This is a genomic window from Nocardiopsis sp. M1B1 (assembly GCF_052466615.1).
Genome location: NZ_CP196194.1, coordinates 4,612,577 through 4,632,055, shown reverse-complemented (window position 1 = coordinate 4,632,055; position 19,479 = coordinate 4,612,577). Strand labels below are relative to the sequence as shown.

The window sequence follows — 19,479 nt, the reverse complement described above, 5'->3', positions numbered from 1 at the left end:
GCGCGTGAGACGGCACCCCTTCGCCCGCAGTGCGCGCGGAGGGGTGCCGTCGTGCGCGCCCCTCCCGGCCCCACCGCCCGGGACCGCCACATCCCACATTCCAAGAGGAGACCCAGCATGCGGACGATCGACGACCTCGACGTCTCCGGCAGGCGCGTGTTCGTCCGGGCCGACCTGAACGTGCCCCTGGACGGCGACCGGATCACCGACGACGGGCGCATCCGCGCGGCCGTGCCCACCATCTCCGCGCTGCGCGAGCGCGGCGCCCGCGTCATCGTCGCCGCCCACCTGGGCCGTCCCAAGGGCGCCCCGGACCCCCGCTACTCGCTGCGTCCGGTCGCCGCACGCCTGGGCGAACTGCTCGGCACCGAGGTGGCCTTCGCCTCCGACACCGCCGGGGAGTCGGCCCGCGCCACCTCCGAGGCCCTGACGGACGGCCAGGTCGCCCTGCTGGAGAACGTGCGCTTCGAGCCGGGGGAGACCAGCAAGGACGACGCCGAGCGCGGGGAGCTCGCCGACCGCTTCGCCCAGCTCGCCGACCTGTACGTGGGCGACGCCTTCGGCGCCGTGCACCGCAAGCACGCCAGCGTCTACGACCTGCCCGGCAGGCTGCCGCACGCCGTCGGCGGCCTGGTGCTCAACGAGGTCGAGGTGCTGCGCAGGCTCACCGGCGACCCCCAGCGGCCCTACGCCGTGGTCCTGGGCGGCTCCAAGGTCTCCGACAAGCTCGGCGTCATCGACAACCTGCTGGGCACCGCCGACCGCCTGCTCATCGGCGGCGGCATGGTCTTCACCTTCCTCAAGGCCCAGGGCCACGAGGTCGGCTCCAGCCTGCTGGAGGCCGACCAGATCGACACCGTCAAGGGCTACCTGGAGCGCGCCGAGCGCGAGGGCGTGGAGATCGTCCTGCCGGTGGACGTGGTGGCCGCCGAGAAGTTCTCCGCCGACGCCGCGCACGACGCGGTCGGCGTCGAGTCGATCCCGGCCGACCGGATGGGCCTGGACATCGGCCCCCGCAGCCAGGAGCTCTTCGCGCGGAAGCTGGCCGACGCCCGGACCGTGTTCTGGAACGGCCCGATGGGCGTGTTCGAGATGGAGCCCTACGCCGGGGGCACCCGCGCGCTGGCCCAGGCCCTGGTCGACTCCGACGCCTTCACCGTGGTCGGCGGCGGCGACTCCGCCGCGGCCGTGCGCGCGCTGGGCTTCGACGAGGCGGCCTTCGGCCACATCTCCACCGGCGGCGGCGCCAGCCTGGAGTACCTGGAGGGCAAGGACCTGCCCGGTATCGACGCCCTGAAGTAAGCCCGAAGTCCCCTTTCACAGACGAGGAAGTGCCGACATGTCCCAGCGCCTGCCGCTCATCGCGGGCAACTGGAAGATGAACAACAACCACCTGGAGGCGATCGCGCTCGTCCAGAAGCTGGCGTTCGCGCTCAACGACAAGGACTACGACAACGCCGAGGTCGTCGTCCTGCCGCCGTTCACCGATCTGCGCAGCGTCCAGACCCTGGTCGACGGCGACAAGCTCAAGATCGTCTACGGCGCCCAGGACATCTCCGCGCACGAGAAGGGCGCCTACACCGGCGAGATCTCCGGGTCCATGCTGGCCAAGCTGGACTGCTCCTACGTGCTGGTGGGCCACTCCGAGCGCCGCGAGTACCACCGCGAGGACGACGCCCTGGTCAACACCAAGGTCAAGGCGGCGTTCGCCAACGGCATCGTCCCGATCCTGTGCGTGGGCGAGGGCCTGGAGGTCCGCAAGGCGGGCCAGCAGGTCGAGCACGTCCTGGCCCAGCTGGACGGCGCCCTCAAGGAGGTCCCGGCCGAGCAGGCCGAGAGGATCGTCGTGGCCTACGAGCCCGTGTGGGCCATCGGCACCGGCGAGGTCGCCACCCCCGAGGACGCCCAGGAGGTGTGCTCGGCCGTCCGCGCGCGCCTGGCCGAGCTGTACTCGCCTGAGGTCGCGGGCGCGGTGCGCGTCCTCTACGGCGGTTCGGTCAAGGGCGACAACGCCCCCGGCATCATGGCCAAGGACGACGTGGACGGGGCCCTGGTCGGCGGCGCCTGCCTCAAGGCCGACGAGTTCGTGAAGATCATCCGCTTCGGCGAGAACTAGCCGCGGCGCGAACCCCCGCCCGTCACGCTTCGATGCCCGATGGTGACGGGCGGGGTGCCTGACAGGTCGCCGGGTCGGGCTAGACTTCGCTGTGGGGTTCTCCGTGCCTCGCGGTTTCCCCGCCCGTGCTGCCAAGGGCACGGTAAAATCCGAAATTGTCCCCGGTCCCCTGCTTCCCGGGTGTCCGCGCCGGTCCGGTGTCACCGCTGGTGCGCACGGGAAACGGGGTCGGTCCATAACCCCCCGCTTCGGGGTCGAGCTACGGGTGAGCGTGTGATCCTCGGTCTGTCCATCCTCGTGATGCTTCTCAGCGTGCTGCTGGTCCTCCTGGTGCTCATGCACAAGGGCAAGGGCGGCGGTCTCTCCGACATGTTCGGCGGTGGCGTCACGTCCTCGCTCGGCGGATCGTCGGTGGTCGAGCGCAACCTCGACCGGATGACCATCGCGATCGGGGTCGTGTGGATCATCGCCATCGTCATCCTCGGCCTGCTGATCAACCGGGGCATGTAGCCCGCGACCCGCGGGCACACCCCGTCCACCGTCAAGCTCGCCCGAGAACCGGTGAGCGAGTTCGCCGAAGGAGTTTTTCGTGGGTAGTGGCAGTGCCATTCGTGGCAGCCGTGTCGGAGCCGGTCCCATGGGCGAGGCCGAGCGGGGCGAGGCCGCCCCGCGCGTCCGGGTTCCGTTCTACTGCGCGAACCTGCACGAGGTCGTGCCCAGCTTCGCGAGCGAGGCACTGGTCCCCGACGAGTGGGACTGCCCGCGCTGCGGCTTCCCCGCGGGCAAGGACAAGGCGAACCCCCCGTCGCCGCCGCGCACCGAGCCGTACAAGACCCACCTGGCGTACGTGAAGGAGCGCCGCAGCGAGGAGGAGGGCAAGCTCATCCTCGACGAGGCCCTGGCCAAGCTGCGCGCCGACCGCGCCGCCGTCGAGGCCCACATGAGGGCCAGGCAGAACTAGCCGCTCCTTCCCCCGCAGGCTTTCGGTGGGGCCCGTCGCGACCGCGACGGGCCCCACGCGTGTGTCCGTGCCCGGTGACCGGGGACGATGTCCCGCCATACGTGAATACGAGGGCGAACTTCTCATTCACGGGACTGATGTGGTTCTTGGGAAATAGAGTGATCGGCACGCACCCCGACAGCCCCTGTGAGGAGATGGTGTCGATGTCTACGTGCCCCACCGGCGGGGACCACGACTGGATACTCGGCGACGACCGCAAGTTCCAGTGCGCCAAGTGCGGAGCTCAGAGCGCCCGGCGATTCTGAGCCCCGGGACCGGGCTGGACCGTCCCGCGTCCGGCCAGCCGCCCGTTCTCCTCGGCGCGCCAGGTGACCGGTTCCCCCAGGGTCTCGGCCACCCCCTTGGCCCAGCGCTCCAGGCAGGCGAACCTGTCCGGCCCCTCCGGAAGCACGGTGCGCCCCTGGTAGGACACCCCCTCCAGGACGATCACCTCGCCGTTCAGCCTCAGCTCGGTGTCGTACTCGCTCGTGTTCGGCCTCATGGACCGGACTCTAGCGCTCCCCGGCCGCGTCCACCCGTGCTTTGGCTCATCATCCCTGCGGCCGCGCGGTGTCCGGCGCACGGAGCACCCGCCGGAGTGGGGACAATGGTGGGTATGGCCTCCCCCGAACCCGCGGACGCCCCCGCCGCCCCCCGAGGTGTTCCCTCAGACCTGACCCGGACGCCCGAGAGCGTCTCCCACCTGCGCAGGTACGTCAGCCTGCGCGGCCCCAACACGCGCATGTGGATGGCCGTGGCCTACTTCTCCGCCGCCCTCACCGCGGGGTTCGTGGTGGTGCTGGGGTCGATGCTCTGGCACGTGCTGCGGCAGGAGACCACGGTCGGCTCGGTGACGCTGTGGGCCTTCGCGGGCCTGGCCATGCTCTTCGTCGGCCCGGGGAGCAACGTGTTCGTGCTGCGGGGTCTGCCCCAGCGCATCACCCGGCAGGGCATCAGCGCCGACAGCGACGGCGTCACGGTCCTGCAGGAGCGCAAGTGGTGGTTCCCCGGCGAGGGCACGTTCATCGCCTGGACGGAGATCCGGCGCATCCGCGAGGTGCACACCGGCGGGCGCCGGCTCACCTACTTCATCGAGTTCGTGCTGGACACCCACCGCACCGACGCAGAGCTGCCCAGCTGGGCCGAGACCGCCGAGAGCCTGGACCTGGAGGCGGTCGACGCGCCCACGCAGTTCTACGTGCAGGTGCCCGTCGACCTCAAGGAGAAGATCCTGCGGATGGTGGAGCGCACGGCCCCGCTGCCCTCGGTCGTGGAGCGGACCCCGCCGCTACGGTGAGGCGCGGCCGTCCAGGCGCCGGGTCAGGTCGGCCGCCGCGTCGCGGACCCGCCCGGCCAGCGCCTGCGGGGTGACCGGCCGCGCGCTGGGCACCGTCAGGCTGATCGCCGCGGCGGGGCGGCCGTTGTGGTCGCAGGCGGCCGCGGCCACCGACACGAAGCCCTCGGTGACCTGCCCCTTCTCGATGGACCAGCCCTGGCGCCGCTCCTCGGCCAGCACCCGGCGCAGCTCGCCGGGCGAGGCCGGGCCCCGGCCGGTGCGGGTGGTGAAGGCCGCCGCGTCCGGGTACAGGGCGCGCACCTGGGCGCGCGGCAACCGGGCCAGCATGGCCCGCCCCGACGCGGTCAGGTGCACGGGCAGGCGCACCCCCACCCCGGTGATCAGCGACGGGGCGTGCGGCGGCTGCTCCTTGAGCAGGTACAGGGTGTCGGCCCCGTGCAGCACGCCCAGGTGCGCGGTGGCGCCGGTGGCCTCGGTGAGCTGGTGCAGCAGCGGACGGGCCAGGCGTTCGACGCCGTCGTGGCGCAGGTAGGCCGATCCGATCTCGAAGGCCGCCACACCCAGGCCCCAGCGGCGCTCCTCGGGCAGGTGGGTCACGAAGCCCTCCCGCGCCATGGCCTCCAGCAGCTGGTACACGCTGGAACGGGGCATGTCCAGCTCGGCGGCGATCGCCGAGGCCGACACCGGCCCGGGGCGGGTCGCCAGGAAGCGCAGCAGCCGCAGCGCGCGGGTGGCCGCCGGAACGAGGCTCATACCTGCGATTGTCCCACGGCGCGACTCCCCTGTTGTCTGAGATCCCAGACGGAACCCTCGTGTCAGCCCTTCACCAGGGGGCATGCGGGGGGTCAAATGGGAGACATGTCCACAGCAGTTCCTTCCGTCGTCGTCGGCGATGCGCCGCTCACCCCGGCCCAGATCCTCGACGTGGCCCGCCACGGCGCCCGTGTCACCCTGTCCGAGCAGGCCCGCAAGGCCCTCCACCACGGCCGCGAACGGGTCGAGTCGCTCGCCCGCGGTGAGGTGCCCGCCTACGGGGTCAGCACCGGCTTCGGCGCGCTCGCCACCCGCCACATCGCCCCCGACCTGCGGGCCCGCCTCCAGCGCTCGCTCATCCGCTCGCACGCCGCCGGGACCGGGCCCGAGGTGGAGGACGAGGTCGTGCGCGCCCTCATGCTGCTGCGCCTGCGCACCCTGGCCTCGGGCAACACCGGCGTGGAGGTCGCCACCGCCGAGACCCTCGCCGCGCTGCTCAACGCCCGCATCACCCCGGTCGTGCACGAGTACGGCAGCCTGGGCTGCTCGGGGGACCTGGCGCCCCTGTCGCACGTGGCGCTGGCCCTGATGGGCGAGGGCCGGGTCCGCGACGCCGCCGGGCGGGACGTGCCCGCCTACACCGCCCTGCACGAGGCCGGGATCCGACCGGTCGAACTGGGCGCCAAGGAGGGCCTGGCGCTGATCAACGGCACCGACGGCATGCTCGGCATGCTCGTGCTGGCCTGTATGGACCTGGAGCGCCTGCTCAAGGTCGCCGACATCACCGCCGCCATGAGCGTCGAGGCGCTGCTGGGCACCGACCGCGTCTTCGCCGAGGAGCTCCAGCGCCTGCGCCCCCACCCCGGCCAGGCCGCCTCCGCGGCCAACCTGCGCTCCCTGCTCGACTCCTCGCCCATCGTCGCCTCCCACCGCGGACCCGACTGCAACCGGGTCCAGGACGCCTATTCGCTGCGCTGCGCGCCGCAGGTGGCCGGCGCCGCCCGCGACACCCTGGCCCACGCGCTGCTGGTGGCCGGGCGCGAACTCGACAGCGTCATCGACAACCCCGTGGTCCTGGACGACGGGCGGGTGGAGTCCAACGGCAACTTCCACGGCGCGCCCGTGGCCTACGTGCTCGACTTCCTGGCCATCGCCGTCGCCGACACCGCCTCCATCGCCGAGCGGCGCACCGACCGCATGCTCGACGTGTCCCGCTCCCACGGCCTGCCCGCCTTCCTGGCCGACGACCCCGGCGTGGACTCCGGGCACATGATCGCCCAGTACACGCAGGCGGCCGTCGTCTCCGAGCTCAAGCGCCTGGCCGTGCCCGCCAGCGTCGACTCCATCCCCAGCTCGGCCATGCAGGAGGACCACGTGTCCATGGGCTGGTCGGCCGCCCGCAAGCTGCGCCGCGCCGTGGACGGGCTGACCAGTGTGCTCGCGGTGGAGCTGCTCACCGCCGCCCGCGCCCTGGACCTGCGCTCGCCGCTGGAGCCCGGCCCCGCCACCGGCGCCGTGCTGCGCACCGTACGGGAGAGGGTCCCCGGCCCCGGCCCCGACCGCCACCTGGCCCCCGAGATCGCCGCCGTCGCCGACCTGATCACCGACGGCTCCGTGGTCGGGGCCGCCGAGTCCGTCGTCCCCCTGGCCTGAACGGTGTCCGCTTTGGGCCTCCGCTTCGCTTCGGCCCGTGTTCGGGCGTCCCAAAGGGCGGGAACCTTCGGATCCTCCGGTGTGACGGCTCGTTCCTCGCAGTCTCACCTACGAATCCTCCAGAACCCCGCCGACGCCCGAACAGACCCCACGACTTCGAGGAGAACCGCGTGAGCAGTCCACGTACCGTCCGCGCCGCGCGCGGCACCACCCTGTCCGCGAAGGGGTGGCAGCAGGAGGCCGCCCTGCGCATGTTCCACAACAACCTCGACCCCGAGGTCGCCGAACGCCCCGAGGAGCTGGTGGTCTACGGCGGCACGGGCAGGGCGGCGCGCGACTGGCGCAGCTTCGACCGCATCACCGCCGCCCTGCGCGACCTGGAGGGCGACGAGACCCTGCTCGTGCAGTCCGGCCGCCCGGTCGGCGTCATGCGCACCCACGAGTGGGCGCCCCGCGTGCTCATCGCCAACAGCAACCTGGTGGGGGACTGGGCGAACTGGCCCGAGTTCCGCCGCCTGGAGGCGCAGGGACTGACCATGTACGGGCAGATGACCGCCGGTTCGTGGATCTACATCGGCACCCAGGGCATCCTCCAGGGCACCTACGAGACCTTCGCCGCCGTGGCCGCCAAGCGGTTCGGCGGAACCCTGGCCGGAACCATCACCCTCACCGCCGGACTCGGCGGCATGGGCGGCGCCCAGCCGCTGGCCGTGACCATGAACGACGGCGTCGCGATCGTGGTCGAGTGCGACCCCGGACGCATCGAACGCCGCATCGATCACCGCTACCTGGACGTGCGCGCCGACAGCCTCGACCACGCCCTGGAACTGGCCGTGCGGGCGCGCGACGAGCGCCGCCCGCTGTCGGTCGGGGTGCTCGGCAACGCCGCCGAGGTCCTTCCCGAACTGCTCTCGCGCGGCGCCCCGATCGACGTGGTCACCGACCAGACCTCCGCCCACGACCCCCTCGCCTACCTGCCCGCCGGGGTGGCCTTCGAGGACTGGAGGGACCTGGCCGCCTCCGGGCCAGAGGAGTTCACCGACCGGGCCCGTGAGTCCATGGCCGCGCACGTGGAGGCCATGGTGGGCTTCCAGGACGCGGGCGCCGAGGTCTTCGACTACGGCAACTCCATCCGCGACGAGGCCCGCAGCGGCGGCTTCGCCCGCGCCTTCGACTTCCCCGGGTTCGTCCCCGCCTACATCCGGCCCCTGTTCTGCGAGGGGAAGGGGCCGTTCCGGTGGGCGGCGCTGTCGGGCGACCCCGCCGACATCGCCCGCACCGACCGGGCCGTCCTGGACCTGTTCCCCGACAACGAGCACCTGGCCCGGTGGATCCGCATGGCGGGGGAGCGGGTCGCCTTCCAGGGGCTGCCCGCACGCATCTGCTGGCTCGGCCAGGGCGAGCGGGCCGCCGCCGGGGCGCGCTTCAACGAACTGGTGGCCTCCGGCGAGGTCCGCGCGCCGCTGGCCATCGGCCGCGACCACCTGGACACCGGCTCGGTGGCCTCCCCCTACCGCGAGACCGAGGGGATGCTGGACGGCTCCGACGCCATCGCCGACTGGCCGCTGCTCAACGCCCTGGTCAACACCTCCTCCGGCGCCTCGTGGGTGTCCATCCACCACGGCGGGGGAGTGGGCATGGGCCGCTCGCTGCACGCCGGGCAGGTCAGCGTCGCCGACGGCACCGACCTGGCCGCCGCCAAGCTGGAGCGGGTGCTCACCAACGACCCCGCCACGGGCGTCATCCGCCACGTGGACGCCGGGTACGACGAGGCCGGGCGCGTCGCCCGTGAGCACGGCATCCGCGTCCCGATGCGCGAAGGGGACTGAACCGCGCCGGGGCGCCCGCCGAGGGCGCCCCGGCCGCGCGTACGACCATCCGTTCCGACGTGGGGAAACACCCTGTGAGCGACCATTGCACCGCCCCCGACCCCGGGGCCTTCGACCGCCTGTGGGCCGACCTGGTGCCCGTGGGCCGCGACCCGGGCAGCGGCGGCTACCGCCGCCACGCCTGGAACGGCGCCGACGCCGACGCCCGCGCCTGGTTCACCGAGGCCGCCGCCGCCCGGAACCTGGACGTGCGCACCGACCGCAACGGCAACCTGTGGGCCTGGTGGGGCGAGCCCGGCCCGGGCGCGGTGGCCACCGGCTCCCACCTGGACTCGGTTCCCGACGGCGGAGCCTTCGACGGACCCCTCGGCGTGGCCAGCGCCCTGGCCGCCGTGGACGAGCTGCGGCGGCGCGGACTGACCCCGGCCCGCCCGCTGGCCGTCACGGTGTTCGCCGAGGAGGAGGGCGGCCGGTTCGGCGTCCCCTGCCTGGGCAGCCGCCTGACGGCCGGGGAGATCTCCCCCGAGCGGGCGCGCGGCCTCACCGACGCCTCCGGGACCACCTGGGCCCGGGCCATGGAGGCCGCCGGGCACGACCCCGACGCGATCGGCGCGGACCCCGGGGCCCTGGCGGACCTGGACGTGTTCGTGGAACTGCACGTGGAGCAGGGCCGCGCCCTGGAGGAGACCGCCCACCCGGTGGGCGTGGCCAGCGCGATCTGGCCGCACGGGCGCTGGCGGATGGACTTCACCGGCCGCGCCGACCACGCGGGCACCACCCGCCTGGACGACCGCAGCGACCCCATGCTTCCGTTCGCGCGCACGATCCTGGCGGCCCGTGCGCTGGCCGAGGAGCACGGCGCCCGCGCTACCGTGGCCAGGGCCCTGGTCGACCCCAACGGCACGAACGCGATCCCGTCCCGGGTCAGCGCCTGGCTGGACGCCCGCGCCGCCGACGAGGCCGCGCTCGGCGCGGTCGTGGCCGGGGTGCGCGGGGCCGCCGAGCGGGCCTCGCGCGAGCACGGGGTGGACTGCGCGACCGCCAACGAGTCGCTGACCCCGCTGGTGTCGTTCGCGCACGGCCTGCGCGACCGCCTGGCCGCGGTGGTCGCCGACCGGGCCCCCGACCCCCGGGTGCCGGTGCTGCCGACCGGGGCCGGGCACGACGCCGGGGTGCTCGCCGCGCACGTGCCCACCGCGATGCTGTACGTGCGCAACCCGACCGGGGTGTCGCACTCACCCGAGGAGTGGGCCCGCCCCGAGGACTGCCACGCCGGGGTGCTCGCCCTGGCCGACGTGCTCCAGGACCTGCTCGCCCGCCCCGCCCGGGAGGGGGACCGATGAGGCCGCCGCGCGACCACCGCCTGTGGTGCGAGTGGGCGTGGACCGGCGCCGAGGACGGCGCCCCCGAGCACGGCGTGCTCGTGGAGGTGGCCGACGGCCGGATCACCTCGGTGACGGCCGCGACGCCGCGCCCCGGGGACGCCGAGACCCTTCCCGGCCTCACCCTGCCCGGGCTCGCCAACGCCCACTCGCACGCCTTCCACCGGGCGCTGCGGGGGCGCACCCACGCCGGTGGCGGATCCTTCTGGACCTGGCGCGAGACGATGTACCGCGTGGCGGAGCGACTGGACCCCGACACCTACCACCGCCTCGCCCGGGCGGTCTACGCCGAGATGGCCCTGGCCGGGATCACCTGTGTGGGCGAGTTCCACTACCTGCACCACGCACCCGGCGGGGTCCGCTACGCCGACCCCAACGCCATGGGCCACGCCCTGGCCGCCGCCGCGGCCGACGCGGGGATCCGGATCACCCTGTTGGACGTGTGCTACCTATCCGGCGGGCTGGACGGAAGCGGCGTCCACCAGCCGCTGGCCGGTCCCCAGCTGCGCTTCGGCGACGGGGACGCGGCCTCCTGGGCCGAGCGCGCCGCCGCGTTCCGCCCCGGGGGCGGCCACGCGCGCACGGGAGCGGCCGCCCACTCGGTGCGCGCGGTCCCCGCCGCGCAGCTGTCCGAGGTGGCCGCGTTCGCCGCGGGGCGCGACGCCGTGCTGCACGTCCACGTCTCCGAGCAGCCCGCCGAGAACGCCGCCTGCCTGGCCGCCTACGGCCGCACCCCCACGGCCGTGCTCGCCGACGCGGGCGCGCTCACCGCGCGCACGAGCCTGGTGCACGCCACCCACCTGGACGACGCCGACGTGGCGGCCGTCCGCGCGGCCGGGTCCACGGTGTGCCTGTGCCCCACGACCGAACGCGACCTGGCCGACGGCCTGCCGCGCACCGGAGACCTGCTGCCCGCCCCGCTCAGCCTGGGCACCGACCAGCACGTGATGACGGACGTGTTCGAGGAGGCCCGGGCGGTCGAACTCCACGAGCGCCTGCGCACCCACCGCCGGGGAACCCTGGGCGCAGGGGCGCTGCTGCGCGCCGCCACCGCGCACGGACACGCCAGCCTGGGCTGGACCCGAGAACCGGTGGCCGCCGTCCCCGGTGCGTACGGGGGGCCGCCGCCCGCCGGAGCAGGATCACGGGAGCCTTCACGAGAGACGCCCGACGCCGGTGTCCTGGCCCCGGGGGCGCGGGCCGACCTGGTCAACGTCCCCCTGGACGGAACCCGTCTGGCCGGGGCCGACCCCGCCCGGGCCGCCGACGCCGTCGTCTTCGCCGCCACCGCCGCCGACGTGCGGCACGTGATGGCCGATGGACGCTGGACCGTCCGCGACGGCGTCCACACCCTGGTCCCCGACACCGCGCGCGAACTCGACGCCGTCATCAAGGAGGTCCTCACGTGAGCGACGTGCCCCGCAGCATCGTCATCGACGACATCGCCACCCTGGTCACCAACGACCCCTCCCGCGGAAGAGGCGCCGTGGGGGAGGTCCCCGACGCCGCCCTGGTCGTCGAGGACGGCCGGGTGGCCTGGTCGGGCCCGCGCGCCCAGGCGCCCGCCGCCGACGCGCGGATCGACGCCGCCGGGCGCTGCGTCATCCCCGGGTTCGTCGACAGCCACTCCCACATCGTCTTCGCGGGCGACCGCAGCCGCGAGTTCGCCGCCCGGATGAGCGGCCGTCCCTACTCGGCGGGCGGCATCCGCACCACCGTGGCCGCCACCCGCCAGGCCTCCGACGCCGACCTGCTCGCGGGCGCCCGGCGCCTCCTCCGCGAGGCCCGTGGCCAGGGCACCACCACCCTGGAGGTCAAGTCCGGGTACGGGCTCACCGTCTCCGACGAGGAGCGCTGCCTGGCCGTGGCCGCCCGCGTCACCGACGAGGTCACCTTCCTGGGCGCGCACGTGGTCGCCCCCGAGTACGCCGACGATCCCCAGGGCTACGTCGACCTGGTCACGGGGCCGATGCTGGAGGCCTGCGCGCCGCACGCCCGGTGGATCGACGTCTTCTGCGAGCGCGGCGCCTTCGACGAGGACGCCTCACGCCGGGTCCTGACCGCCGGGATGGAGCGCGGGCTGCTGCCCCGCGTGCACGGCAACCAGCTCGGACCGGGGCCGGGCGTGCGCCTGGCGGTCGAACTGGGCGCCGCCTCGGTCGACCACTGCACCCACCTGGAGCCCGGGGACGTGGACGCCCTGGTCCAGGCGGCCGCGCGCCCCGAGCCCACGGTCGCCACCCTGCTGCCCGGGGTGGACTTCTCCACCCGCCAGCCCTACCCGGACGCCCGCGCGCTCATCGACGCCGGGGCCCTGGTCGCCCTGGCCAGCGACTGCAACCCGGGTTCGTGCTTCACCTCCAGCCTGGCCTTCTGCGTCGCGGTCGCCGTCCGCGACATGGGCATGACCCCCGACGAGGCGGTGTGGGCGGCCACCGCGGGAGGGGCGCGGGCGCTACGCCGCACCGACGTCGGCCACCTGGCCCCCGGCGCGCGCGCCGACCTGGTCCTGCTGGACGCGCCCAACCACCTCTACCTCGCCTACCGGCCGGGGGTCCCCCAGGTCGCGGCGGTCTGGAAGGACGGGGAGCTGGTCTCGGGCCGCCCCTGAGCGTGAAGGGCACGGTGTGACGAGCGGGTCATCCAACGTCTTTGCGAACTCAACGAACGGCTAACCTCCCCGAAACCCGCGGCACCGAACCTGGATGCACGTCGGTGCGTGTCCGCCGCCGCGGTACAGCGTCGTTCCGCGGTGGTGGGGCACCGGCCCACGCTCCCTTCGAGGAAGTCCGCGGTGAACCCGGGGCGTGCCGGAGCGGCCCACGGGCCGGGGCCGGGCACGCGGCTCCCGCCCGGGGCCGCACACAGAACGCGGGGGCCGACGATCACTGGGGGGTGTCGTCGGCCCCCGCTCGCGGTTGACGCGATGAGGCCGTTCCCGAGGGCGCGGACCCGCGCCCGGGGACGCTGGCTAGTTCGACTCGTCGTCCGCGGAGTCGTCGGAGCCCTCGGCGGGCGCGGAGGAGGAGGACGCGGCCTTCTTGGTGACGCGGCGCTTCTTCACCGGACGCGAGTAGTCGACGAGGGGCTCCAGACGGGCCTCGTGCTCCTTGAAGCAGTCGGCGCACGCGTCGACCTCGCGGACGACACCCTCCCAGGCGAACTGGATGACCTCAGTCGCCTCGACCTTCTCCTCGCTGACGGCGTGGGGATCGCAGTACTTGAGCGTGAAGACCTCGGTGACCACGGCGGGGATTTCCCTTCGGTATCGCGTGAACAGAGCGGACCCATTAATCATACACCTGTACGAAAGCGCAAACCGGCTGCACGCCGGATGTGCCGTCACGGGTTCGGGGTCGCCCCGAAGCCTAGCGAAGATTCGGGGGCGCGTGCGCCCGTGTCCGGCGGGCGTGCCCGGGGTGACCAGGGGGTCCGCGCGGGCGCGGCGCGTGCGGGCGCGGCGTCCCCGGACGTGCCCCCCGCCGTGCGCGCGTCGGAGCGGAGGCCGCGGCGGGGCGGCCGTTATGGCACCGCGTGTTTGCCTTCCAGCTTTTTGTCCGTTTCTCGAAACGCTTTCACGCCATTGCCGAAAACCGATTTGTGCGTTTGGCGAACACGGCGCCGAGCGCATCGCTAGGGTATTGCCCCATCCGGGGGAAAGCGCCGTGTTCGGCCGTTCCCTCCGGGCGGACCCGTGGCGGCGCCCGCGCCGCGTACACGGGGAACGGCGGGCACCGTGGGGGAGCGGCGTCCGGAGAGAGGGAGCAGGGGGAGGGCCGTGGTCGAGTACATGGAGGGTGTCCACAGAGGGCGTGTCGGCGTCCGGGGGCAGGCGCCGCGACCGGGGGGAACCGCGTCCGCGGCGGAGCGGCGGCGCGCGAGGGCCGAACGCACGCGTGCCTGCGAGCGCGTGTCGGTCGATCCGCGTTTCGTGAAACTCCGAAGGCGGTTCGCGCTCCAGTCGGGGCTGCTGGTATCGGCATTCCTGCTCGGTTACCTGTCCTATCTTCTGCTCTCCGCCTTCGCGCGCGATTTCATGAGCAGGCCGCTCACGGATTCGGTGAACGTGGCACTGGCCATGGGAATCGGACAGTTCCTGTGGGTGTTCGCCCTCGCCTGGGCGTTCGGCCGTTTCTCCGACCGCTCCCTGGACCCCCTCGCGCGGGAGATCCGCGAGGAGGCCCGAGACGGGGAGGCCGCCGACGGGACGGCGGCGGGCCGATGAGCGCCGCCGCAGTGGCCGCCGGAGTGGCAGCGGTCACCGAAACGCCCGCCGCCGCCGGACCGTCCGCGCCTGCCGGACCGCCCGCCGCCGAAACACTGTCCGCGCCTGCCGGGCCGTCCGTGGCCGCCGGCCCCCTGGACGCCCTGGGCGGCGCCCTGGGGGGCGAGTTCGGCGTCGCGCACGCCTGGACGGTGGGCCTGTGCGCCCTGTTCGTCCTGGTCACCCTGGCCGTCACCGTCCGCGCCGGGCGCACCACCCGGGGCGCGGTCGACTTCTACGCGGGCGGGCGCGGCTTCTCCAGCACCCAGAACGGGCTCGCCCTGACCGGCGACTACCTGTCCGCGGCCTCCTTCCTGGGCATCGCCGGGATGATCTCCCTCCAGGGCTACGACGGCTTCCTGTACTCCATCGGCTTCCTGGTGGCCTGGCTGCTGGTGCTGCCGATGGCCCAGCTGGTGCGCAACACCGGCCGCTTCACCATGGCCGACCTGCCCGCCTTCCGCATGCGCCGGATGCGGGTGCGCCTGGCCTGCACCGTCTCCACCGTCACCGTGTGCGTGTTCTACCTGGTCGCGCAGATGGTCGGCGCCGGAGCCCTGGTCGCGGTCCTGCTGGGCCTGCACGACGGCGGGACCTTCCTGGGGATGGGCGCCGAGCAGGCCCGCACGGGCGTGATCGTGCTCGTGGGCGTGCTCATGATCGTCTACGTCATGTACGGCGGCATGAAGGCGGCCACCTGGCTCCAGATCATCAAGGCGGTCGCGCTGCTGGTCGCCACCGGACTGCTCACCGCCCTGGTGCTGGCCCTGTTCGCCTTCGACCCGCGCGCCCTGCTCGACGGGGCCGCCGAGGCCAGCGGGCACGGGCAGGCCTTCCTGGAACCGGGGCTGCGCTTCGGGGTGGAGATCCCCGGCGACCCCGCCCGGACCCTGTTCAACAAACTCGACCTCGTCAGCCTCGGGCTGGCCCTGGTGCTGGGCACGGTCGCGCTGCCGCACATCCTCATCCGCTTCTACACCGTGCCCGACGGCCGGGCGGCGCGCTCGTCGGTCAACCGCACGATCGTCATGGTCGGGGCCTTCTACCTCATGACGCTGGCCCTGGGCTTCGGCGCCGCGGCGCTGGTCGGCTCCGAGCGCATCGCGGCCGTGGACCCCTCGGGCAACACCGCGGTGCCGATGCTCGCCGAGGAGGTGGGGCGGCTGACCGCCGGTCCGGCGGGCGCGGCCGTGCTGCTCGCGCTGATCTCGGCGGCCGCGCTGGCCACCATCCTCGCCGTCATCGCCAGTCTCACCCTGGCCTCGTCCTCCTCGATCGCGCACGACCTGTTCGGCCACATCCTCATGTGGGGCAGGCCCCGGGAGTCGCAGGAGGTGGGTGTGGCGCGTCTCTCCGCCTGCCTGATCGGCGCCGTGGCCATCGTGCTGGCCGTGCGGGCCCAGGACATGAACGTGGCCTTCCTGGTGGGGCTGGCCTTCGCCATCGCGGCCGCGGCCAACCTGCCGGTCATCGTGCTCACCATGTTCTGGCGCCGCTTCAACACCAGGGGCGTGGAGTGGGGCGTCTACGGCGGGCTGTCCGCCACCCTGCTGCTCATGCTGCTGTCGCCGGTGATGTCGGGCAGGACCGACCCCGTCACGGGGGAGAACCTGTCGGTGCTGCCCGCCTGGATCGACATCCAGCTCTTCCCGATGGAGAACCCGGCGCTGCTGGCGGTGCCGTTCGGCTTCGCGTGCGCGGTCGTGGGCAGCCTGCTCTCGCCGGAGCGCGACACCGCGCGCTTCACCGAGCTGCGGGTGCGCTCCCTGACCGGGTGGGGCGCCGAGCGGGACTGACCCGCGGGCCCGGGGCGGGGGTCGCCGGGGGACGGGTCGGGGAGACCGGGAGCGGCGGGGCCGGAGCGGGAGCGCCGGGGGAGGGCCGGGAGAGTCAGTCCCTGTCGGGGGCCTCGGCCATGGCCCGGGCCACCTCGTGCAGCAGCTCCGGGATCCGGGGCGCGTTGCGGGCGACGCGGTCCCAGGCGCGGGCGGTCTGGTCCAGGCGCTCCCGCGTGGTCGGCTCGCCGCCTCCCTGACGGGCCGTGCGCCGGTCCTCCCGGCGGAAGGAGGCGGTGACCGCCCAGAAGGCCGCCGCCACCACCGGGCGGAACAGGCCCCGGCCGCGCACGTCGAGCACGGCCTCCACCGACCAGCGGCCGTCGGCGGAGACCGAAGGGGACAGCCAGGCGCTGACCCGGGCCAGGGAGTGCGTGGCCCGCACCCGGGCGGGAGGGGTGTCCCGGCCCCGCGCGAGGGCCTCGTACCAGGCGCCCGTGTCCACCTCCAGGGTGCCCTCGGCCGACCGCAGCCAGGCGCCGCGCCCGGGCAGCCGCACCCGCGCGTTCCAGGTGAGCAGTCCGGCGGGGGCGTCGTGGGTGACGGTCCCCCACGTCACGGGGGCCTCCTGCGTGCCGACGGTGTCGGGCATCGCGAACTCGGCCGAGGTGGTGCCCGCCTCGTCCCAGGAGGTGAGGGTCACGCCCGTGCCGCTCCAGCCCTTCTCCTCGTCGTCGGCGGGGTCCACGGGAACGCCCTCGGGAGACAGTTCGGCGATGAGGTAGTGGCTGCGGGGCGCGAGGTGGCGCCCCCGCTGCAACTGGAGGGAGGGCTCGCTGGCGGCCACGGCCAGCTCGTCGGCCTCGGCCGGTGTGTCGGCGCCGCCCCCGCGCAGTTCCTCGGCGGCGCGGCGCTGCTCCCCGCGCAACCGCTCGGCTTCCTCGCCGTCGAGCAGCCCGAGTTCGTCGGCCCGCCGGTCCAGGCGGGCCCGGGTCGGCGCGTCGGGGGTCAGCAGCCAGCCCCGGCCGTCGAAACGGCAGCTGCGCGCGACCTCGTGCAGGGCGGCGACGATGCGCTCGACCACCTCCCTGTCCACTGCGGTGATGTCGAAGGTGTGGCTCAGGCGCGGCACGGCGTCTCCGGGGTCGTGGTGCGGTTCACGTCTGCGCGGCGGCCAGGGAGCCGCGCCTACGCGTGCCAGCGTACGCACCGGCGGCGCCCGCCGGGGCCCGCGGACCGGTCCGGAAGGCCGCGGGGCCCGCGCGTCGGCTCCCCGGCGCGGCGGCCGGTCGTCGGACGCGTCGCCGCGGGTTGTCCACAACCGTGATCGAACACTTGTGCGCCCCTTTGCCGTCTCGGCACAATGGCGGACATGACCAGGTACGTCGCGCTGCTGCGCGGAATCAATCTCGGCGCGCACCGCCGCGTCGCCATGGCCGACCTGCGCTCCCTGCTCGCCGGGCTCGGCTACGGCGACGTGGCCACCCACCTCCGGAGCGGCAACGCGGTGTTCAGCGCCGAGGGGACGCGACCCGACGCCGTGGCCCGGCGGGTGCGGGAGGCCGTCGACGCCGAACTCGGGCTCGACGTGCCGACCGTGGTGCGCACCGCCGGGCAGATGCGCGCCGCGGTGGAGGCCAACCCCCTCCCCGTCCCCGACCCCGCCAAGTTCCTCGTCCTGTTCTGCTCCGGCGCCGTGGACGCCGCCGGACTGGCCGCGCTCGACCCGTCCGCCCACCCGCGCGAGCGCCTGGCCGTGGTGGGCGAGCAGGTCTACACCCACCACGAGCTGGGGCTCAGACACGCCAGACTCCCCGACCTCGTGGCCCGGCACGTCGACGGGACGGTGACGGGCCGCAACTGGCGCACGGTGCTGCGCCTGCTGGAGATGGCCGAGGGCTGAAGCCGCAGGTCCGGGGGCCGCGGCACCGCCCGGGTCCCCGGCACTGTCCGAGAGGAGTCCTCGGCGGCGTGTGCCCGCCGCCGCGACCGAGTGAAGGGGTGGTGCCCGTGCCGATGCGGTGGACCGTGATCCTGCGAGATCTGGCGGACACGGCGCGGCCGATCCGGCCCGAGGACTGCCACGGACTGCTCAACCGCTGGTGGCCCCAGTCACCGGAGGAGCACGCGGCCGCCAAGCGGTGGGCCATGAACGGGTGGCCCTCGCCCCTGGGTGACCGTCTGCACCACTGGACGCTCACCTGGCTGGACGACGACATCCCGCCCCCGCTCGCACCGGAGGGGCTGGTCGGCGACCCCCAGCGGATCGGCGACCACCTGCTGGTGCCCCTCTCGGTCACCCGCACCTTCGACCGCACCTACGGTCAGATGCTCACCGAGCCGCGCGGCCCGTCCGCGGTGCGCTCGGCCGAGGTGCGCAGCCGCACCCCCGTCGTCATGACCACGCGCGACGCCGCCGGTGAGCGCATTCCGCACATCTGGCCCACCCCGCGGCGCCTCTTCGGTGCGGTGCACCGTTCGGGCGGCGGGATCGTCGGCGGCAGCGGGGCCGTGGGCGCGGTGGCCCGGTTCGCGCCGCCCGCCCTGGCCGAGCCCTGGCTGGAGCTGGTGTTCGGCGGTCTGGCCCGGGTGCGCCGCGAGCCCCTGCCCGGCGAGGAGGTGCGGCTGGCCGAGCACCAGCACGCCGACAACCGCACCGTGCTGGGCTGGCACGGCGGTCTGCGGCTGGACCTGGCCGGGGGCGAGCGCCGCCACGCCGACGCCTTCGCCACCCTCCTGGAACTGCTGGAGTTGACCGGAGCGGGCAAGTACACCGCCCAGGGCTTCGGCTCCGTGCGGGTGGACACGGTGACCAGCGACCAGCCGTCCGCCCGGGTGCCCGCCCAGCGCCCCCGGCGGACCCCGCACCGGGTGCCCCGGCGCGCCCCGCAGCGCGTGGGTGAGACCCGGGCGCACGCCGTCGCCGAGGAGGAGTTCGGGGGCGCCCTGTTCGACTGACGTCCACAGGAGCATCCCCGCTGGTCGGGGCCGGTGGCCGCACCGGCGCCCGGTCCGGCCTTCGGCTCCCGCCCCGTGGACGGGGGCGGGAGCCGAAGGCGTGCGCTCACGGCGAGGGGGCGCGCTCCCGCCCGGCCCGGTCCGCGCCCCGGTCGCGCAGGGCGCGGGCCAGGCCGCGCAGGTGCGGCACGAGGTCCTGGGGGGTGAGCGGCGCGCCGTTCGCGGCGGCGGGGACGGACGCGTCGCACCCTGGCGGCGCGATCGTGTCGGACGTGTGCGGGGCCATCGGGGAACCTTCCGTACCGGGGCGGTGTGCGTGCACACAGCTCTCTCGGACAGCGCCGCGCGCCCGGGCGGAAGGACCCGCGGGAGGAGGCCCCCGGCCCGGGCCGGACGGCGCGGCGTCCCGGGAGCGGGCGCGTCGTGCCGGGGCGGGGCGCGGCCCCGCGGGC

General features: G+C 74.4%; 19 protein-coding genes. 14 read left to right on the top strand and 5 right to left on the bottom strand.

Annotated features, from left to right (window positions below; all coding sequences use genetic code 11):
* Positions 1 to 117: 117 nt before the first annotated feature.
* The 4 genes from ACSTA4_RS20105 to ACSTA4_RS20090 all read left to right on the top strand — a co-directional run bounded on the left by ACSTA4_RS20105 (position 118) and on the right by ACSTA4_RS20090 (position 3,077).
* Complete coding sequence (locus tag ACSTA4_RS20105) at positions 118 to 1,302, top strand: phosphoglycerate kinase (RefSeq protein ID WP_444960607.1); 1,185 nt, start codon at positions 118 to 120, stop codon at positions 1,300 to 1,302.
* Between the two features lie 37 nt (positions 1,303 to 1,339).
* Positions 1,340 to 2,116, top strand: a complete 777-nt coding sequence (gene tpiA, locus ACSTA4_RS20100) for a triose-phosphate isomerase (RefSeq protein WP_416029745.1) — start codon at positions 1,340 to 1,342, stop codon at positions 2,114 to 2,116.
* Between the two features lie 273 nt (positions 2,117 to 2,389).
* A complete protein-coding gene (secG, locus tag ACSTA4_RS20095; protein WP_013154024.1) occupies positions 2,390 to 2,626 on the top strand; it encodes a preprotein translocase subunit SecG in 237 nt (78 codons plus the stop codon).
* Between the two features lie 79 nt (positions 2,627 to 2,705).
* The gene (locus ACSTA4_RS20090) at positions 2,706 to 3,077 is read left to right on the top strand and encodes an RNA polymerase-binding protein RbpA (RefSeq protein WP_013154023.1); all 372 of its coding nucleotides are present in this window, start codon (positions 2,706 to 2,708) and stop codon (positions 3,075 to 3,077) included.
* A 283-nt stretch (positions 3,078 to 3,360) separates the two neighbouring features.
* Here the strand turns inward: ACSTA4_RS20090 and ACSTA4_RS20085 are convergent, their stop codons facing one another.
* On the bottom strand, positions 3,361 to 3,618 hold the full coding sequence (locus ACSTA4_RS20085; RefSeq protein WP_212643607.1) for a hypothetical protein: 258 nt from the start codon (positions 3,616 to 3,618) through the stop codon (positions 3,361 to 3,363).
* 114 nt (positions 3,619 to 3,732) lie between these two features.
* Between ACSTA4_RS20085 and ACSTA4_RS20080 the strand changes: the two genes are divergently transcribed.
* Positions 3,733 to 4,413 carry a hypothetical protein gene (locus ACSTA4_RS20080; protein ID WP_444960606.1) on the top strand — a complete coding sequence of 227 codons (681 nt, stop codon included), beginning with the start codon at positions 3,733 to 3,735 and terminating at the stop codon, positions 4,411 to 4,413.
* Here the strand turns inward: ACSTA4_RS20080 and ACSTA4_RS20075 are convergent.
* Positions 4,405 to 5,166, bottom strand: coding sequence for an IclR family transcriptional regulator (locus ACSTA4_RS20075; RefSeq protein ID WP_444960605.1), 762 nt, complete (start codon positions 5,164 to 5,166; stop codon positions 4,405 to 4,407). The genes ACSTA4_RS20080 and ACSTA4_RS20075 overlap by 9 nt on opposite strands.
* Before the next feature lie 105 nt (positions 5,167 to 5,271).
* Between ACSTA4_RS20075 and hutH the strand changes: the two genes are divergently transcribed.
* The 5 genes from hutH (at position 5,272) to hutI (ending at position 12,641) form a co-directional block, all read left to right on the top strand.
* Positions 5,272 to 6,819 carry a histidine ammonia-lyase gene (hutH, locus tag ACSTA4_RS20070; RefSeq protein ID WP_444960604.1) on the top strand — a complete coding sequence of 516 codons (1,548 nt, stop codon included), beginning with the start codon at positions 5,272 to 5,274 and terminating at the stop codon, positions 6,817 to 6,819.
* 170 nt (positions 6,820 to 6,989) lie between these two features.
* Positions 6,990 to 8,648: a urocanate hydratase gene (gene hutU / locus ACSTA4_RS20065; RefSeq protein ID WP_444960603.1), complete on the top strand. Its 1,659-nt coding sequence runs from the start codon at positions 6,990 to 6,992 to the stop codon at positions 8,646 to 8,648.
* Positions 8,649 to 8,722: 74 nt separating this feature from the next.
* Positions 8,723 to 9,991: an allantoate amidohydrolase gene (locus tag ACSTA4_RS20060; protein ID WP_444960602.1), complete on the top strand. Its 1,269-nt coding sequence runs from the start codon at positions 8,723 to 8,725 to the stop codon at positions 9,989 to 9,991.
* Positions 9,988 to 11,439 carry a formimidoylglutamate deiminase gene (locus ACSTA4_RS20055; RefSeq protein WP_444960601.1) on the top strand — a complete coding sequence of 484 codons (1,452 nt, stop codon included), beginning with the start codon at positions 9,988 to 9,990 and terminating at the stop codon, positions 11,437 to 11,439. Before ACSTA4_RS20060 ends, ACSTA4_RS20055 begins: the two co-directional genes overlap by 4 nt.
* The gene (gene hutI / locus ACSTA4_RS20050; protein WP_444960600.1) at positions 11,436 to 12,641 is read left to right on the top strand and encodes an imidazolonepropionase; all 1,206 of its coding nucleotides are present in this window, start codon (positions 11,436 to 11,438) and stop codon (positions 12,639 to 12,641) included. The genes ACSTA4_RS20055 and hutI overlap by 4 nt, the downstream gene beginning before the upstream one ends.
* Before the next feature lie 360 nt (positions 12,642 to 13,001).
* Here hutI and ACSTA4_RS20045 read toward each other — a convergent pair whose 3' ends face one another.
* Positions 13,002 to 13,277 carry an Lsr2 family protein gene (locus ACSTA4_RS20045; protein WP_013154013.1) on the bottom strand — a complete coding sequence of 92 codons (276 nt, stop codon included), beginning with the start codon at positions 13,275 to 13,277 and terminating at the stop codon, positions 13,002 to 13,004.
* A gap of 531 nt (positions 13,278 to 13,808) precedes the next feature.
* Between ACSTA4_RS20045 and ACSTA4_RS20040 the strand changes: the two genes are divergently transcribed.
* Positions 13,809 to 14,255, top strand: coding sequence for a DUF485 domain-containing protein (locus tag ACSTA4_RS20040; protein ID WP_444960599.1), 447 nt, complete (start codon positions 13,809 to 13,811; stop codon positions 14,253 to 14,255).
* Complete coding sequence (locus ACSTA4_RS20035; RefSeq protein ID WP_444960598.1) at positions 14,252 to 16,090, top strand: solute symporter family protein; 1,839 nt, start codon at positions 14,252 to 14,254, stop codon at positions 16,088 to 16,090. The genes ACSTA4_RS20040 and ACSTA4_RS20035 overlap by 4 nt, the downstream gene beginning before the upstream one ends.
* Positions 16,091 to 16,184: 94 nt before the next feature.
* Here the strand turns inward: ACSTA4_RS20035 and ACSTA4_RS20030 are convergent, their stop codons facing one another.
* Positions 16,185 to 17,201 (bottom strand): hypothetical protein, encoded by a 1,017-nt coding sequence (locus ACSTA4_RS20030; protein ID WP_444960597.1) that lies wholly within the window; start codon positions 17,199 to 17,201, stop codon positions 16,185 to 16,187.
* A gap of 231 nt (positions 17,202 to 17,432) precedes the next feature.
* Here ACSTA4_RS20030 and ACSTA4_RS20025 point away from each other — a divergent pair, with 231 nt between their 5' ends.
* Together ACSTA4_RS20025 and ACSTA4_RS20020 are read left to right on the top strand one after the other, a co-directional pair.
* Complete coding sequence (locus ACSTA4_RS20025; RefSeq protein ID WP_444960596.1) at positions 17,433 to 17,972, top strand: DUF1697 domain-containing protein; 540 nt, start codon at positions 17,433 to 17,435, stop codon at positions 17,970 to 17,972.
* 113 nt (positions 17,973 to 18,085) lie between these two features.
* Positions 18,086 to 19,027 carry a CRISPR system precrRNA processing endoribonuclease RAMP protein Cas6 gene (locus ACSTA4_RS20020; protein ID WP_444964220.1) on the top strand — a complete coding sequence of 314 codons (942 nt, stop codon included), beginning with the start codon at positions 18,086 to 18,088 and terminating at the stop codon, positions 19,025 to 19,027.
* A gap of 106 nt (positions 19,028 to 19,133) precedes the next feature.
* On the opposite strand, the gene ACSTA4_RS20015 is transcribed toward ACSTA4_RS20020, so the two are convergent.
* Positions 19,134 to 19,313, bottom strand: coding sequence for a hypothetical protein (locus ACSTA4_RS20015; RefSeq protein WP_444960595.1), 180 nt, complete (start codon positions 19,311 to 19,313; stop codon positions 19,134 to 19,136).
* Positions 19,314 to 19,479 lie beyond the last annotated feature (166 nt).